Here is a 15344-nt window from a genome sequence, read left to right on the forward strand (position 1 = left end):
TCAGGCTCCACGCAGCGCCTCCCTCAGTTCGAGCAGGTGCTCCTCCTCGGCGAGCGCGTCGACTTCGACCCCGTCGAAACCCGGGTGCCGCTCCACGTCGTCCGGCTCCATCAGCGACAGCGGCGGCAGCGCGGCACGGTCCTCGGACAGGGCGTTCTCCAGGCGGTAGAGCGCCACCGCGAGGTCGCTCAGCCGGGCATCGGCCGTCTCGGGCGCGCACAGCTGCCCGAGACCCGCGGCGGTGAGCACGGCGCGCGCCTGCGGATGCCGCAGCAGGTTTGCGAGCCGGGCGGTGTAGCCGCGCCGTATCTGCGTCTCCGCCTCGGTCCAGGCTTGCGGGGGCGTGTCATGCATGGTCTTCATGCCTCCTGCTGCGGGCTGGCGAGAGCCCTGTCGGTCAGGGTGAGGAGCGCTCGGGTGAAGGCGGCCTCCGGCGCCGCGCGCAGGCGGGCGGCGAGCAGCTCGAGGGCGGGTCCGGCCGCGGCGGACAGGGCGGGCAGCCCGGCGGCGATCTCCTCGAGGTCCTTGGCCGCGAGCCGGGCCAGGTAGGTCGAGCAGGGCTCGCCGGCCGCGTCGCGCACGATCGACCACTGCCGCACCGGTCGCCCGGCCGTGCCCGAGGCGAGTACCTCCACCAGGGTCGCGGCCTGCTCCGGGCCGACCTCCAGCAGCGCCAGCGCGGCGGCCCATTGCTGGGTCAGCAGCACGAAGTTGTGCAGCAGCTTCGCGCGGGCCGCCTCGCGCGCGTGCGGGAAGCCGATCACCCGGCCCAGGTCGCCGAGCAGCGCCGCGAGCTCGCCGTGCGGGTCGGGCGCAGCGCCCAGCAGCAGCACGCCGCGGCCCGCGGCCAGTTCCCGGCCGCCTCCGGTGAGCCCGCCGCCGTGGTAGGCGATGCCGCGCGCGGCCGCCGCCCGCGCGCAGCCGTCCGCCGAGTCAGGACTCTGGGTCGTTAGGTCGACGATCGTGCGGGGGGCCCAGGGCAGGGCGTCCAGCTGGTCGAGGCACTCGGTGCCCCGGGTCAGGGCGAGGAAGAGCACCTCGGGTTCGTGCTCGTACACCTTCTCCCGGCCGGCACGGTCCGCCGCGTGCACCTCGCGGGAGCACGCGGTGAGCCGGCCGGCCAGGGCGCGGCCCACCGCGCCCTGGCCCAGGACCCCGAGCGTCGTGTTCATGCGTTGATGTATCCGGCGGCGAGCATGTTGCCGCTGTGTGCCCGGACCATGGCCACGTGCGCCTCGCGGATGACCTCGGCGGCGCGGCGGGCGCGGTCCTGCGCCTCGGTGGTGCGCGCGAACACCTGCAGACCAAGGTGGCCGAGCCGGGCGTGGAAGCGCTCGTCCGGGTTGATGTGCTTCTCGAACATCTCGGCCGTGTCCGGGTCGAAGCGGGCGAGCGCCTTCTCGTTGCGCTTGAGGCTCTGCGTCTCCACGGTCAGCTGTTGCGCGGCGAAGAACTCCTCCGGGTAGGCCATCGCGTCCAGCAGGTCGCCGAACCGCAACTGCTCCGGGCTCGGCCGGTAGTCGAGCACCGAGCCGCCCAGCGCCTCGATCCGGCGCCGGCAGTGTTTGGCGTGCTTCGCCTCGTCCCCCACCTGCCGCCCGACCAGCACCTTGAGCGTGAGGTCGGGGACGCGCCCGATGAAGCGCCCGATGATGTCCACGCCGCGGATCTCGTTGAACCAGCGCGGCTTGAGCGCCTCGGCGGCCGCCGCCCCGTGCATCTTCTCCGCCCAGTAGACCGTGTCGGTCTCGGGCAGTGAGGAGAAGTACTGCTCGTTCTCCCGGTTGAGCTTTTCGATGAACTCCTCGACGTCGATGGCCATGGCTGCTGTCGCATCCTTTCTCCGCTGGTGCTCTCGGCGTTCGCTGGGCGCGGGGTCAGCGGCGCGAGAGCGCCAGCCACTCGTCCAGGCGCTGCAGCGCGAAGATCTCGTCCACCGAGGCGACCTCGTCCTCGATGGTCGCGCTCGACCCCGCGTTGTGGATCAGGGTCATGATGCGGCGGACGGCGCTCACCGTCGCCCGCATGCCCTGGTTGGCGTAGATGGTCATGGCGACCCCGGCCTGCCGCATCTCCTCGACCGTCCAGGTGTAGTAGGTGGTCGGCACGACGACGACCGGGCAGGTGCCGGGCCAGCGGCCGAGGAACTCCAGGATCTGGTCCGGCGTCTTCGCCTTCGAATGCACCAGCACCGCGTCCGCTCCGGCGTCGGCGTACGCGCGGGCCCGGCGCAGCGCGTCGTCCACCTCGCCGCCGGCGATCAGCGCCTCGGTGCGGGCGATCACCAACAGGTCCGGATTGCGCTGGGCCGCCTTGGCCACCGAGATCCGGTGTGCGAACTCGGCCATGTCCTCGAGCTGCTGCGCACGCTCACTGAAGCTGTTGACCTTGGGGAAGACCTTGTCCTCGATGCAGACCGCCGCGATTCCGGCGGCCTCGTACTCCGCGATCATGTGCGCGACGTTCAGGGCGTTGCCGAAGCCGGTGTCGCAGTCGGCGATGACCGGCAGATCGCAGGCCCGGTCGGCCTCCACGGCGGCGCGCAGATAGTCGGTCATCGTCAACAGGCTGGCGTCGGGTAGTCCGCGGAATGCCGAGACCTCGAAACTGGAGGACCAGACAGCGTCGAAGCCGGACTGCTGGGCCAGGATCGCGGCCAGGCCCGAGGGGGCGCCCATGACCGTCGTCACGGCGGGGGATTCCAGAAGACGTCGAAGCTCCCTGGCTTTTCCCACAGTCCATCCCCTGTTCCCGTGAAGTTTGCGGGGGTCCCCGACCGAGTATGCCCGGGCCGCGATGTTTGGCACAAGCCATTACGAGGCAGGGTTCGTCAATCTCTGTCTGCATCCTGTCATACGTGCTTTGAAGTAGGATAACTAAGTATTGATATCAGGTGCTGGGAGTTTCCGCCCTCGCGAACGGGCGCTTCGAACGCCTGCCGGACGGACGGAAGGGCAGGTCATGCGCGACCGGGGACCGCGCCGACTCCACGTAGCTCGCCGATCATTGAAGGCGAGCTTGCTGTGCTGCGCGCGGTTGACAGTTGAATGAGCGCACTTAGACTGTGCCGAGGTAGAGGCTATCTGTGCTCGACTATCGGGGATGCGTGTTTTCGGGTTTCCCCGACGGGCAGAGGGGTGCGCACATGAAAAAGGTGCTCCTGGCAACGGCTCCGAAGGAGGCGTTGGTCGAGCCGAACGGGATCGGCGGGAACTGGTACGACCGCACCGACACGTACATGGCGTGGACGTGCGCGGTGGACCTGCCGGACCGCCTGTCCGTCACCTGTCCTGCGACCGGGCTGCGCTTCCTGAAGCACAACGTGCCGGACGTCGAGATCCTGGAGTATCCGACCTGGTCGCAGTACCGGGCCGCGCTGCAGGCCGAGAAGTGGGACATGGTCGGCCTGAGCTTCTACACCTGGTCAACGCCGGTCGCGATCGAGATGGCCAAGGCCGCGCGCGAGGCCGGCGTGCGGGAGATCTGGGGCGGCAACTACGGGGTCCTCTCGCCTGGGCTCGACCGGTACTTCACCAACCTGGTCAAGGGCGCGGGCGAATTCGCTCTGCACCAGTACGTGTACGGCGAACCGCTGCCCCGGGTCCGGCACCCGGCGATGCTCGGAGAGAGCAGTTTCCGCGCGGTGGGCTCCCCGGTGGGTTATCTCTACTCGAAGCGGGGCTGCAATATCGGCTGCACCTTCTGCTCCACGCCGATATTCAATCCTAAAGAAGAAGCCATATACATGGAGGACATGTACGCGGCCCTCGACGAGTATCGTGACGCGAAAGTCGCGCACGTCATCATTTATGATGAGAGTTTCTTCCTCACCAACCACCTCGCCGAACAGGTCGTCGACGCGCTCGCGGAGCGCGAACTGCCGTGGATCTGCCTGACCCGCGCGGATCTCATCAAGGGGCGGATCCCGGAGCTGACGGACCGTTACATGGACGGCGCGATCATCGGCATCGAGTCGTACCGCGACAAGAACGTCGCCGACGTGAAGAAGCGCGACGACGTCTACAACGTCAGGCAGACTGTGCGGGAGCTGATCGCGAACGGGCGCCGGGCGCTGGGGACCTTCATGGTCGGCTTCGCCGACGACACCGTCGAGGATATGCGGTTCGACATCGAGCAACTCGCCGCTGAGGGACTGTTCGCCTGCCAGCTGACGCTGCTCACGCCGTTCCACGGGACCAGGCTCTACCGGCAGATGGAACACCTCGTCGACGAGCCGGACCTGAGCAAGCACGACCTTTACAACCTCGTGTGGAAGCACCCGCACATGGACCGCAGCGAGGCCCGCGAGCTGCTCGCCTGGGCGCAGCGCAAGGTCAACGATCCGGACCGCGTCGCGGCCAAGATCAAACAGGAGATGAAGGAAAAGGTGCGCAGGCGGTTCGCGGACCGCGGCGCGGGGGCGTGAGCGCCCTGATGACATACCTGATGCCAGAACCAGCGCGGGCGATGCGGGCGCAGAGCCGCAACCTCAGCATCCTGTGCATCCAGCTCGGGTTCCACGACGCCTACCCGGACGCGTCCACGCTGGCGACCACCTACAACGACGGGATCTACTACGTCGCGTCGTTCGTGCAGCACGAGTTCCCGGACGCGCAGGTCGAGATGTGCCAGATGTTCTGGGGCGAGAAGCCCGGGGACTTCCCGCTCGCCGACTACGACTACATCCTCATCTCCGCGCTCGCGACGCACTTCTGGTCGAACATCGAAACGCTGGAACTGATCAGGCGCGCCAAGCGGGACGACTGCATCGTGATCATGGGCGGGCCGCACGCCGCGTTCGCACCATACGAGGCCCTGCGTTACGCGGATTACGCGGTGACCGCCGAGGGTGAGATACCGGCCGTCCAGCTGATCAGGGCACTGGAGGCCGGCGAGCCCGTCACAGGGGTCGACAACCTCGCGTACATCGGTGGCGGCGGCGAGCTGACACTGAATCAGGTCACTCGCTACGGCGGTATCGCCAACGCGATCAACCCCGCGCTCCTGGCGCGGGCGCCGCGGTTGCACTGGGCGACGGTCTCGATGTCGCGCGGCTGCCCGTTCGACTGCTCGTTCTGCTACGCGATCCGCCTGCTCGGCCGGCGCTTCCGCACCAAGACCGCCGACGACGTGGTGGCCGAACTCGACGCGATCTACGCACAGACCGGCTGTAACCGCTTCTATGTCACGGACCTGAACTTCACGACCCGCAAGGACTACTGCCGCGAGATCGCCGAGAGGTTGCGCGGGCGCGACTACAAGTTCATCGCGATGAGCCGGATCAACCACGCGGACGACATGGACCTGGTGCTAGACCTGAAACGGTCGGGTTTCGAAGAGTACTGCCTGGGCGTGGAGTCGGAGGACCCAGCCGTCCTGCGTGCGTTCAACAAGAAGGTCGAAGCGTCCGAGCAGACCACGCGGCTGCTGCGTTTCGCCGAGAACGACATCGCCATCCACTCCGCGATCATCTTCGGCCTGGACGTCCAGGACCGCCCCGCGATCGAGGCCACCGCGCGCTGGTGTGCCGACGCGCGGATCATGCATCCGGTTTTCGTGTGCCTCGCGGAGTACCCGTTTCAGGATCTGCTCTACGGCGCCCGGCAGGACGTCGAAGACCATCGGATCATCATGGAGGTGCCGACCTACCAGCACTACTCCTTCGTCGGCATCTTCCCGCGCCACATGCGGCCGAGCGAGCTGCAACAAGGCATCCTCGACAGCTACGAGATCTTCTTCCGGCACGCCTTCGAGGTCGAACGGCGTCCCCAGCGCAGGGCGCGTCTGAAGGCGTACTCGCGCAGCGTCGAATGCGGCAAGGCGGGCATGCAGCGGCACATCCGTTTCCTCGAAGAGCTTGAGAAGCCCTACTACACTGCTTCGGGGACGCTCAAAGAGGACCGGCTCAAGGCCGACTTCGACGCGCGGTTCGGCGAACTGCGCAGCTGGCTGTCGCGGTCGTCCAAGCGCACTGACGTGCAGTTCGTGGCGGGGTACGCCCGATGACGGCGGACTATCGATCCGCGACCGTGATCGACGCGCTGCTCGACAGCGCCGCGCGCAACCCGGATGGCCTGGCGTTCCGCGTGGTCGAGCGCTCGGGCGAAGAGTTCGAGCTCAGCTATGCGGACACGTGCCGCATGGCCGGTCGGACCGCGGCCGCACTCGCGGCGAACGGGCTTGACGAAGCCGGCCGCGTCGTCGTCGTCATGCCGACCTCCCGCGACTTCCTCGCGACCTATCTCGGCTGCCTGTACGCGGGGGTCGTTCCGATCATCACGGCCGAGCCGGCGCAAGCCCGCATCGACGACTACGCCGCGAATCTGCGAGGGCTCGTCGAACACTGCCAAGCCGCGCGCGTCATCACGTCGCGCGACTGGGAGGCGACCCTTGCGCCGCTGCTCCCGGTCCCGGTCGTCACGCCGGGCGCGCTGAACGGCGCGCCGGCCGACCCCGGCCCGCCGCGCGCAAGAGCGTCTTCGCTCGCCCACCTGCAGGCGACGTCCGGTTCGACCGGCTCACCGAAGGTGGCCAGGATCAGGCACTGCAACCTGGTCGCCAACGTCCACGCGATCGAGGCGGCGATCGAGGGCGACTCCGGCGACTCGCTGGTGAGCTGGCTGCCCATGTTCCACGACATGGGGCTCGTCGGGATCTCATACGCGCTCTACGGCCGCATTCCGATGATCATCTCGGATCCGATCAACTTCCTGCGGAACCCGATCACCTGGCTCCACTGGATCAGCCGGTACCGAGGCACGCTCTCGCCTGCGCCGAACGCGGCATTCCACATGTGCGCGCGCGTGGCGAAACGACGCCAGCCGGAAGACCTCGACCTTTCGTCCTGGCGTGTGGCCCTGTGCGGCGCGGAGCCGGTACGGGAAAGCACGATGGCCGAGTTCCAGGCGGCGTTCGGTCGCTTCGGCCTGCCCGAGACGACGCTCAGGCCGGTATACGGACTCGCCGAGGCGACACTCGCTGTCGCGATCTCCGAGACCACCCGGCGGTACGCGGTGGACCTCGTCGACGCCGGGGCGCTCGCGGCCAGGGGGCGCGCCGAGCCCCGGCCGGCCGCGGACCCCTCCGCCACGAGCGTGATGTGCGTGGGTGCGGTGCTACCCGGCCACCACCTGCGGGTCGTCGACGAAAACGGGGAACCGCTGCCCGAGCGCGTGATCGGCGAAATCGAGGTCTGCGGCCCGAGCGTGATCGACGGCTATCTGCCGACGCCTGGTGAGCCGCCCAGAACCGATGACAACGACGCAGGCGACGGCCAGGACGACGGCGAGTTCACGCGTCCGGACGGTTATCTCCGCACGGGCGACCTCGGCTACCAGGCCGGCGGCAAGCTGTACGTCACCGGCCGCCGCAAGGACATCATCATCATCGCGGGGCGCAACTACATCCCCGACCAACTTGAGGCCTTCGTCGAAAACATGACCGGCATCCGGAGGGTCTCCGCGGTCGTCGCGGTCGGCATCGTCGATCCACTGGTGCAGACCGAGCAACTTCATCTCCTGCTCGACACCCGCATCGCCGAGGGCCGCGACCGTCGGGCTGTCAGCGACCGGATCAGCGACGCGCTGGCGGCGGCGTTCGGCATCGGCGGCGTGAGCTACCACTGGGTCAGCCGGCCACAGTTGCCGCGCACGACCAGCGGCAAGATCCAGCGCCACCTGTGCCGACGGCTGATCGAGGAGCGGCTCGCGGCGAGCCGCCGGGCCGCCTGAGGACGCGACCACGAGGCCTGAGAAACACGACCGACCGAGAGCGAGAGGTGCGCGCGATGCAAGACCGGCAGGAGGAGCGGGGCCAGGCGGACCGGGAGCTCTTCGAGCGGGTCGTCCGGCACGTCGGCGAGTTCGTCGAGGCCGACGTGTCCTATCTGACGCCCGACTCGCACCTGGCCTCCTCGATCGAGGGGATGAGCTCGCTCAAGATGATCGAGATGCTCCTGTACATGGAGGACTGTTTCGGGCTCGATTTCGACGAGGGGGTCGTCGACAAGTTCGAGAAGGTGCAGGACATGGTCGACTACATAAGGGAGTTGCAGGAGATCCGGAAGTAGCGCGGTGGCGTGGACGCGATCGTGGCTCGGCGCGGCGTTGTCGTCACCGGCATCGGAATCGTCTGCCCCCTCGGCGCGAGCGCCGACGATCTGTGGCAGGGCCTGGCTGCCGGGCGCTCGGGGATCGGACCTGTGACGCGATTCGACCCGAGCCGCTTCAAGAGCCGGCTTGCCGGGGAGGTGGACGAGGCCGCCCTGAGCGCCGCCCCTGGCCCGCTGCACTTCGAGATCAGGCGGATGAGCGCGTTCGTGCGCTACGCGGTGTTCGCCGCCGACCGGGCGATCGAGGACAGCGGCCTCGAACCAGCGGCGGACGGCGGGGGCGTCTGCCTCGGCGTCTCGATGGGCGGCCTGCCCAACATCGAGGCCGGGGTGCTCACGCAGGAGCGGCGCGGCGTGCACAAGACGAGCCCGTTTCTGATCCCCTCCCTCATCCCGAGCATGGCGACCAGCATGATCGCGCTGCGTCACGGAATCGGGCAGGAGCAGGTCACGATCACCGGCGCATGCGCGAGCGGCTGCCAGGCGCTGGGCCACGCACTGCGCGAGATCCGGTCCGGCGCGCGGACCTGGATGATCGCCGGCGGCTCGGAGGCGGTGATCACCCCGATCACCTATTCGGGCCTGCAGGCCATGGGCGCCTTGAGCCGGAGCGAGGATCCGCAGCGTGCGCCGAGGCCCTTCGACCGCGACCGGGACGGCCTGATCGTCGGCGAGGCGGCCGCGGTGTTCGTCCTGGAGGACCGCGCACACGCCGAGGGGCGCGGCGCCGTGATCTACGGCGAGCTCGCCGGCTACGCCGCGAACAGCGGGCGCGAGGACATCACGGGCATCTCGGCCTCCCAAGCCGCGGCGTGCATGAACGGCGCGATCGCCGACGCGGGCCTGACCGCGGGCGACGTCGACTGTGTGTTCGCGCAGGCCTCCGGCATGGTCCAGGGCGACGCCGCCGAACTGGAGGCGGTGCGCCTCGTGACGGCGGACGCGCGGCGCAGGCCCGTCGTCACCTCGATCAAGGGAAACACCGGCTACACGTTCGGCGCGAACGGCCCCGTCAACCTCGCCGCCGCGCTCATGGCGCTGCGCCACCAGGTCGTGCCGGCGACGTTGCACCTGGAAAAGACCGACCCCTCGTTCGTCGATGTCGACATCGCCCGCGAACCACGCCCGACCGAGGTGAACCGCTGCGTGGTCAACGCCTTCGGCTTCGGCGGGATCAAAACCAGCCTGATAGTGTCGCGCGCAAAGTAGGCCAAAACAAGGGATCGGCGAAGGGATCGGACGTCATGGGGACCGCGACTGCGCCGTCGCATTTCGAGAAGCTCACCCGCTGCTGCATGGCCTGCCGGATCTCCCGCTTCCTGGACAAGACCATCACGATCGAGAAGGCCGGCGTCGCCCGCGTGGCTATCCCCTTTCCAGCGGATCTGACGCAGAACTCGAACTTCCTGCACGCGGCGGTGCTCTTCGAGGTCGGGGACACCGCGGGGTTCATGGCGGCGAACTCGATGGAGGAGACGTACAGCGTTCTGACGGTCGACTATTACATCAACCTCATGCGACCGGTGCAGCAGGAGGGGATCTCGGCCACCGCCACGGTGGTGAACGCCGGAAAGACGCTCTACGTCGCGCGCAGCGATATCTACTCCGACAGCGGAAAGCTCGTGGCGGCTGGCCAGGGGACGTATATGGTGTCGAAGATCCCGCTGGCCGAGCTCGAAGGCTACGAAGACGACGCGGGGACGCAGAGAGCCGACGAGGGGGCAGCGGACGGCGCCGACCGGGATCGGGCGGGCGCGGACGCATGAGCGCGGCCGACACCGCCGGTACGCTGAGCGCGCAACAGGACGCCCGGCTGCGCGAAAGCATCGGACGCCAAACGCTGCTGACCACGCTGGGCATCAGCGTCGTGAGCCTGGCGCCCGGCCGCGTCGTTCTCGAGCTGCCGTTCCGCGAGGACATCTGCCAGCAGAACGGGTTCGTGCACGCGGGCGCCATCACCACGCTCGCGGACTCCGCCTGCGGCTACGCGGCGATGTCGCTGCGGCCCGCCGATCGTGACATCCTGACCGTCGAGTTCAAGGTCAACCTCATGGCGCCGGCTCGCGGAAAACTCTTCCATGCGACCGCCACGGTCGTACGCGGCGGCCGGAACCTCGCAGTGTGCTCCGCGGAAGTCCTCGCCGACGGCGACGCCACACGGCCGATCGCCCTCATGCAGGCGACGATGGCGGCGGTGGACGCCCAGGTTCCGAAGGCCCCGCCTGAGCGGATGAATTGAGCGTATGAATTGTGCGGTACCAGTAGCCCCTGCTGCGAGTTGACGGCTTCCCGCCACGCGGCGCTACCCGATCCGTCCGCACCGCGCGCGGTAGCACCGATCACGAGGCGGCCGTAACGAATTCGCGGATCTTGTTCCGGGCGGCGGCGCACGCCGACGTGTTCCGGGTGGTGCATGTGTCCATCACCCATCCGAGTCCGGATTCACCGTATCCGTATTTTCGAGGCAAGGCATACGTCGAACAAGCGCTGTCTACCGGTCAGACTGGTCACGCGCGAGAAGGCAGGACCTCGTGGACGATTCGAATACTGTTGTGAACCAAACCCGTGCACGCGGGCTGCCGATCAGTGTCCTGGGACCTGTCCTCTGGTTCCTTGACGGGGCATCCCTCGGGTTCGGCTTGGCCGCGATCCTGACGATCGGGTTGCTTCTGCTGGCGTTCGGCGTGGTCGGCGCCGTCCTGCTGGGACGTTCGGCCGCCTTCCGACGTTACTGGCCCGCGGTGGTCGGCGGTCCGGCGCCGGCACTCGCCTTCCTCGCCTACCTCAACCGTTCAGGGCCGGGCACCGTGTGCACGGCGACCGCCACTTCCAGCGGCTGCGTCCAGGAGTATTCGCCGTGGCCGTTCCTTGGGCTCGCCGTCTTCCTCCTGATCGGCGCAGCCGTCGCTCAGTACCTCGTCGCCAATGGTCCGCGGCACGGCTGACCATCGCACGAGTACTGCGCAGCGAGTGACCATCAGACCCCGCGCCAGCGGCTGGCCGGCGCGCGCAGCCCGGATGCACGGGCGATCGCGCTGGCGGGCCTGCTGCGCGCGGGACTGGCCGAGGGAACCGTGGTCCGGTAGACAACCGAGAGAATCATGCCTCGATCATGGCCGACCAGCAGCGGGCGCGCGGGGCGTTCTGCCCAACCTACGCAGATCCTCTATACGAGCCCTACAGAATGCGCCGTGAGTGGGACCGGTTCAAACGCTTCAGGGCAGGGTGAGGCGTTCGAGGGGTTGGCCGGTGATTTCGGCGATCAGGTCGAAGTCCTTGTCGTGGTGCAGGACGGCGAGCCCGGCCAGTTCCGCGGTGGCGGCGATGATCAGGTCGGGGATGGAGGGTGCGCGGTGGTGGCCGCGGTCGGCCAGGAGAGCGAGCACGTCGACGGCGCGTTCTTCGATGGCGGGGGTCTGGTACTCGACGGGCATCGCGACCAGGGGCGGGCGGCGCAGTCCGGCGCGTAGGTCGGTTCCGCTGCGGGCGGAGTAGCCGACTTCGAGGCGGGTGACGGTGGTGATGCGTACCAGGCCACGCTCGATGCGCGTGGCCCAGGTCGCGGCGTCGGGGCTGTGGGCGAGTCGTACGAGCGCGGACTTGTCGATCAGCCAGGCGGCGGTCACTGCCATGCTGGGCCCATGATGTCGGGCTCGTCCAGATCGGCGAACTGTTCGGCGAACCGGGCCAGGTCGGCGACGGTGACCGGGGTGTCGTTCGCGGTGGCGTCCTGGGTCAGCCGGCGGCGCACGTACTCGCTGCGCGAGAGACCCAGCCGGGCGGCATGGGTGTCGAGAGCGGCGATCACCGTATCGGGTACGTCGCGGATGAGCATGTCAGTCATCGGCCCACCTCCTGATATCCCACGATAGCACGATCATTCTGCGCGCCACCGCTACGCGCGCTCGGGCTATCCGCAGGATCGGGAACGATTGACCGGCAGGGCTGGTGGGCTGGGTCGCTGGTTGTCGCGTCGTGCGTGGATGGCCGGTGCGCCGGTCATGGGTGGCTGTGTCGGTGGTCGTGGGTGGTGGGTGCCCCCTATTCGTCCGCGTCGGTCAGGCTGTGCGCTCGTACTCGTGCAGGATGCCGCCGAGGCGGTCGCGCCTTCGGACCGGAGCAGAGCCCACCGGAAAGGCACAGACCCGGCGGCGAGTCAGGCGGCGTGTGGCCGGAATTCGGTGCTGATGTGCCGTTGTCGATGGCGATGTCCAGTGATGCGTCCAGGGCTCTGGCCAGGCGTGCGAGCAGTGGCAGGGTGGGGACGGTGCCGCCGAGTTCGAGCTTGGAGATTTGTGGTTGGGTCATGTTCGCGCGGTGGGCGAGTTCGCTCTGGGAGATCCCCAGGGCGCGGCGCCGGTCGTGGACGGCTTGGCCCAGGTCGAAGGCGAGGCGGATCTCGGCGCGCATCGCCGCGGTCTCGGGGTCCTCGTGGTGGCCCGCGGTCAGGGTTCGTTCGCGGGCCGTCTTCCAGCGGGTGTGGTTCATGACGGTTCCTTGGGTGTTCTGATCGTGCGGGAGTATTCGTGCTGTGCGGGATCGTGCTCGGCGGGGCCACGACGAACGCTCGGCACTGCGCTGGCTGGCCCGCTCGGTCGGCGCGGCATGCCAGGTGGTCTACCTGCCCGTGGACAGAGACGTCCAGCTCGTGCGCATCGCACACCGCCAGGGAACGACACCGCACCAGACGTTCCCGATGAGCGAGGCCGACATGGACGCGTGGCGGGAGCAATTCCAGGTGCCCGACGCAGCCGAACTCGACGGCGGTCAGATCCCCGCCCCGCCGGCGGGGCGGCCGGGCTGGCCGGAATGGGCAGCAGACCACTGGCCCTCATGCGCCGACGGTTAACTCGGCTGTTCGCGCGGAGTTCGCATCGACAAGCGGAGACGCTGGCGTATTCATCGCAGTTCAACTGACGCGTTATGTCCGGGCGACGGGTGTCGCGAACATCCGCGCCCGCCGCCCCGGACCTGGACGCCACCGCCGGGCTGCCGACTGCTCAACCTCGCCGCCGCGTGTGGATGCAAGAATCTTCGAGTGAGCAAGACGACGCCGGGTGGCTTTCACGGCTTTGAGTTCTGGGTCCACGACGTATGTCAGGGGCTGCTCTTCGCCGAGATGATCGCAGCAATCGAGGCCATCCCCGCTGCGCAGCGGCCTGGCTGGATGGCAGACCTCGTCCCCGAACTGCAGGTACACGCATGCGTGAACGACCTATACATTCCCATCGATGAGTGGGCAGACGGGCACGAGGACGCGTTCGCGGAACTGGTCGCACGCGCCCGAGACCGCCTGATCACGCGCGGCACGCTCACCCCGCAAGAGGCTGCGGCCTGGATCATCATGGATGAACTGCCCGTCCATTGGCGGGGAACCGCCCCCATCTCAACCAACGCGGCTGTGGAGTTCGCCGAGGCGCTCATCGCGATTGTGTCGGGCACCTACCCCGAGGCCCCGAGCGGCCGGCGCTGGTACTTCGGAGCACACACCGCGACCGGGCAGCTTGCCACCGTCGGCACCGGCGAGTAGGACGGGGACCTCGCCGAAACCCTCATCCGACCACGCCGCCTGGAACGATCAAGCAGTCAGCGCGGTGCACGCCGAGGTTGGGAACGGGGTTCAGAGCTGACCGCTGACCGCTGACCGCTCCCGAACTCCACGGCCCAACCCGACCAAGTACCCGTTACCGCGGGCTGCCCGTCACATATGCTCGATCTTGAGGGCTCTTACTCGTTCTCCGGTGCTTTCGGGGCGGATTCGCTCGGCCAGGCAGCGCCGGTGGGAGATGACGGTGTGGCTTCCCGGGCCGTCGTTGCTGCGCACATCCAGAACCAGGGCGTCTCCGCCCGGGCTCAGTGTGGTCGGTTCGCCGCAGAAGTCGCAGACCCACTCGAACGATTCGAGGTTCGCGGGGCGAATGCTCAGACGGACCGCGACCGGCGGATGCCACCGGTGGATCTGCTCGACGACTGCGTCGGTCTGCCAGCCGATCGGCGGGAAAAGGGCGCGCAGCTCTTCGTAGCTGTTCGTATACGCGCGTCGTACGCAGGACGCAGGACGCGGATCAGTACGCCGTCGATCTCGGTGTGGCAGCCGCGGCCGCCGCCGATCTCCGGCGAATTCGTACTCATAGTAGTGATGCGCCTTCCGAGACATTCGAGCCCTGTGTTACTCTGGACTCGCTTCGCAGTGGCTTGCGTCACCCGCGGCTACTGGCACACACTAAGTGTTCTAAATTGCACTGGGCGGAGCCGGGAGGCTCGACGGGGTCCTGGGGAATACGTCCGCAGCCGTGACCGGGTTCCTGCGCGGCGCCCGGCGGAGGGGTGTGCATGGAGCAGGCAACGCCGGCGGCGATCGAGGTGTCGGCGGCGCGCCGGGTCTACGGGTACGGAGCGTCCACCACGGTGGCGCTCGGCGCCGTGGACTTCACCGTCGCGCCCGGCCGGTTCGTGAGCCTGATCGGCCCGAGCGGCTGCGGCAAGTCCACCGTGCTGCGCCTGGTCGCCGGGCTCGAGACGCCCGACGCCGGCCGCGTGCTGGTGCACGGCGCGACCCCGGCCGACGCCTGCGCGGCCAAGCTGATCGGCTTCGTGCCGCAGACCCCCGCGCTGCTGCCCTGGCTCTCAGTGCTCAAGAACGTGACGCTGCCGCAGCGAATCAACCGCAAGGCCTCGAAGCGCCGCGCCCCGCATCCGGACATGAGGGAGCTGCTGCGCAAGGCGGGCCTGGGCGACGCGATGGACAAGCTGCCCGCGCAGCTGTCCGGCGGGATGCAGCAGCGTGCCGCGATCGTGCGCGCCTTCGGCCTGCGACCGGAGGTGCTGCTGATGGACGAGCCGTTCTCCTCGCTCGACGAGTTCACCCGGGAGAGCCTGCAGGACCAGCTGCTCGGCCTGTGGAACGAGCTCGCGACCACGGTGCTGTTCGTGACGCACTCGGTCTCCGAGGCGGTCCGGCTCTCCGACGCGGTCGTGGTGATGTCTGCGCGGCCCGGCCGGGTGGTGGACGTCGTCGAGATCGACCTACCGCGCCCGCGCGGCGAGCGGCTGTTCGAGAAGCGCGAGTTCCACGCCTATGAGGATCTGATCCGGGACCGGCTGCGCGGCGCGTGGCGCTCCGCCGACATCGCGAAGGCGGGAGGGGCCGGCCGATGAGCCTGCCTTCCGGGAGCGCCGCGGCGGCCCCCGCGGCCGGCGAGGGCGGCGAGGGCTGTCTCTTATACACAGCTGA

Annotated in this window: 19 protein-coding genes; 11 read left to right on the forward strand and 8 right to left on the reverse strand. The window is 68.5% G+C overall.

Translation table 11 applies throughout. The features are described from left to right. Genes KGA66_RS17350 through KGA66_RS17365 form a run of 4 tightly spaced genes read right to left on the reverse strand, consistent with a single transcriptional unit; the run spans position 1 to position 2735 of the window. Positions 1–363, reverse strand: coding sequence for a hypothetical protein (locus KGA66_RS17350; protein WP_211469186.1), 363 nt, complete (start codon positions 361–363; stop codon positions 1–3). Beyond that, positions 360–1172, reverse strand: a complete 813-nt coding sequence (locus KGA66_RS17355; protein WP_211469187.1) for a hypothetical protein — start codon at positions 1170–1172, stop codon at positions 360–362. Before KGA66_RS17355 ends, KGA66_RS17350 begins: the two co-directional genes overlap by 4 nt. Next, positions 1169–1822: a hypothetical protein gene (locus KGA66_RS17360; protein ID WP_211469188.1), complete on the reverse strand. Its 654-nt coding sequence runs from the start codon at positions 1820–1822 to the stop codon at positions 1169–1171. Before KGA66_RS17360 ends, KGA66_RS17355 begins: the two co-directional genes overlap by 4 nt. Positions 1823–1877: 55 nt before the next feature. After that, a complete protein-coding gene (locus tag KGA66_RS17365; RefSeq protein ID WP_438822051.1) occupies positions 1878–2735 on the reverse strand; it encodes an isocitrate lyase/phosphoenolpyruvate mutase family protein in 858 nt (285 codons plus the stop codon). Positions 2736–3145: 410 nt separating this feature from the next. Here KGA66_RS17365 and KGA66_RS17370 point away from each other — a divergent pair, with 410 nt between their 5' ends. The 8 genes from KGA66_RS17370 (at position 3146) to KGA66_RS17405 (ending at position 11055) form a co-directional block, all read left to right on the forward strand. Beyond that, complete coding sequence (locus KGA66_RS17370; protein WP_211469190.1) at positions 3146–4426, forward strand: B12-binding domain-containing radical SAM protein; 1281 nt, start codon at positions 3146–3148, stop codon at positions 4424–4426. Between the two features lie 20 nt (positions 4427–4446). Then, positions 4447–6006 (forward strand): B12-binding domain-containing radical SAM protein, encoded by a 1560-nt coding sequence (locus tag KGA66_RS17375; protein WP_211469191.1) that lies wholly within the window; start codon positions 4447–4449, stop codon positions 6004–6006. Beyond that, positions 6003–7730, forward strand: a complete 1728-nt coding sequence (locus KGA66_RS17380) for an AMP-binding protein (protein WP_211469192.1) — start codon at positions 6003–6005, stop codon at positions 7728–7730. Before KGA66_RS17375 ends, KGA66_RS17380 begins: the two co-directional genes overlap by 4 nt. Before the next feature lie 56 nt (positions 7731–7786). Next, the gene (locus KGA66_RS17385) at positions 7787–8068 is read left to right on the forward strand and encodes an acyl carrier protein (protein WP_211469193.1); all 282 of its coding nucleotides are present in this window, start codon (positions 7787–7789) and stop codon (positions 8066–8068) included. Positions 8069–8077: 9 nt separating this feature from the next. Then, complete coding sequence (locus KGA66_RS31685; RefSeq protein WP_211469194.1) at positions 8078–9319, forward strand: beta-ketoacyl-[acyl-carrier-protein] synthase family protein; 1242 nt, start codon at positions 8078–8080, stop codon at positions 9317–9319. A 35-nt stretch (positions 9320–9354) separates the two neighbouring features. After that, complete coding sequence (locus KGA66_RS17395) at positions 9355–9876, forward strand: PaaI family thioesterase (RefSeq protein WP_211469195.1); 522 nt, start codon at positions 9355–9357, stop codon at positions 9874–9876. Further along, on the forward strand, positions 9873–10349 hold the full coding sequence (locus tag KGA66_RS17400; protein ID WP_211469196.1) for a PaaI family thioesterase: 477 nt from the start codon (positions 9873–9875) through the stop codon (positions 10347–10349). Before KGA66_RS17395 ends, KGA66_RS17400 begins: the two co-directional genes overlap by 4 nt. Positions 10350–10662: 313 nt before the next feature. After that, positions 10663–11055: a hypothetical protein gene (locus KGA66_RS17405; protein ID WP_211469197.1), complete on the forward strand. Its 393-nt coding sequence runs from the start codon at positions 10663–10665 to the stop codon at positions 11053–11055. A gap of 270 nt (positions 11056–11325) precedes the next feature. On the opposite strand, the gene KGA66_RS17410 is transcribed toward KGA66_RS17405, so the two are convergent. The 3 genes from KGA66_RS17410 to KGA66_RS17420 form a co-directional block, all read right to left on the reverse strand. Then, the gene (locus tag KGA66_RS17410; protein WP_211469198.1) at positions 11326–11742 is read right to left on the reverse strand and encodes a PIN domain nuclease; all 417 of its coding nucleotides are present in this window, start codon (positions 11740–11742) and stop codon (positions 11326–11328) included. Continuing rightward, positions 11733–11954: a type II toxin-antitoxin system VapB family antitoxin gene (gene vapB / locus KGA66_RS17415; protein WP_211469199.1), complete on the reverse strand. Its 222-nt coding sequence runs from the start codon at positions 11952–11954 to the stop codon at positions 11733–11735. The genes KGA66_RS17410 and vapB overlap by 10 nt, the downstream gene beginning before the upstream one ends. Positions 11955–12151: 197 nt before the next feature. Then, positions 12152–12598, reverse strand: coding sequence for a helix-turn-helix domain-containing protein (locus KGA66_RS17420; protein WP_211469200.1), 447 nt, complete (start codon positions 12596–12598; stop codon positions 12152–12154). Between the two features lie 43 nt (positions 12599–12641). On the opposite strand from KGA66_RS17420, the gene KGA66_RS17425 reads away from it, so the two are divergent. Next, the gene (locus KGA66_RS17425; RefSeq protein ID WP_211469201.1) at positions 12642–12959 is read left to right on the forward strand and encodes a P-loop nucleotide/nucleoside kinase family protein; all 318 of its coding nucleotides are present in this window, start codon (positions 12642–12644) and stop codon (positions 12957–12959) included. 189 nt (positions 12960–13148) lie between these two features. Beyond that, the gene (locus KGA66_RS17430) at positions 13149–13640 is read left to right on the forward strand and encodes a hypothetical protein (RefSeq protein ID WP_211469202.1); all 492 of its coding nucleotides are present in this window, start codon (positions 13149–13151) and stop codon (positions 13638–13640) included. Positions 13641–13811: 171 nt separating this feature from the next. Here KGA66_RS17430 and KGA66_RS17435 read toward each other — a convergent pair whose 3' ends face one another. Next, a complete protein-coding gene (locus KGA66_RS17435) occupies positions 13812–14267 on the reverse strand; it encodes a hypothetical protein (protein ID WP_211469203.1) in 456 nt (151 codons plus the stop codon). A 176-nt stretch (positions 14268–14443) separates the two neighbouring features. Here KGA66_RS17435 and KGA66_RS17440 point away from each other — a divergent pair, with 176 nt between their 5' ends. Then, entirely contained in the window at positions 14444–15268 is an 825-nt protein-coding gene (locus tag KGA66_RS17440) for an ABC transporter ATP-binding protein (RefSeq protein WP_211469204.1), read from the forward strand. The last annotated feature ends 76 nt before the right edge of the window (positions 15269–15344 follow it).

The organism is Actinocrinis puniceicyclus, assembly GCF_018283645.1.
In the GTDB taxonomy this organism is placed as follows: domain Bacteria; phylum Actinomycetota; class Actinomycetes; order Streptomycetales; family Catenulisporaceae; genus Actinocrinis; species Actinocrinis puniceicyclus.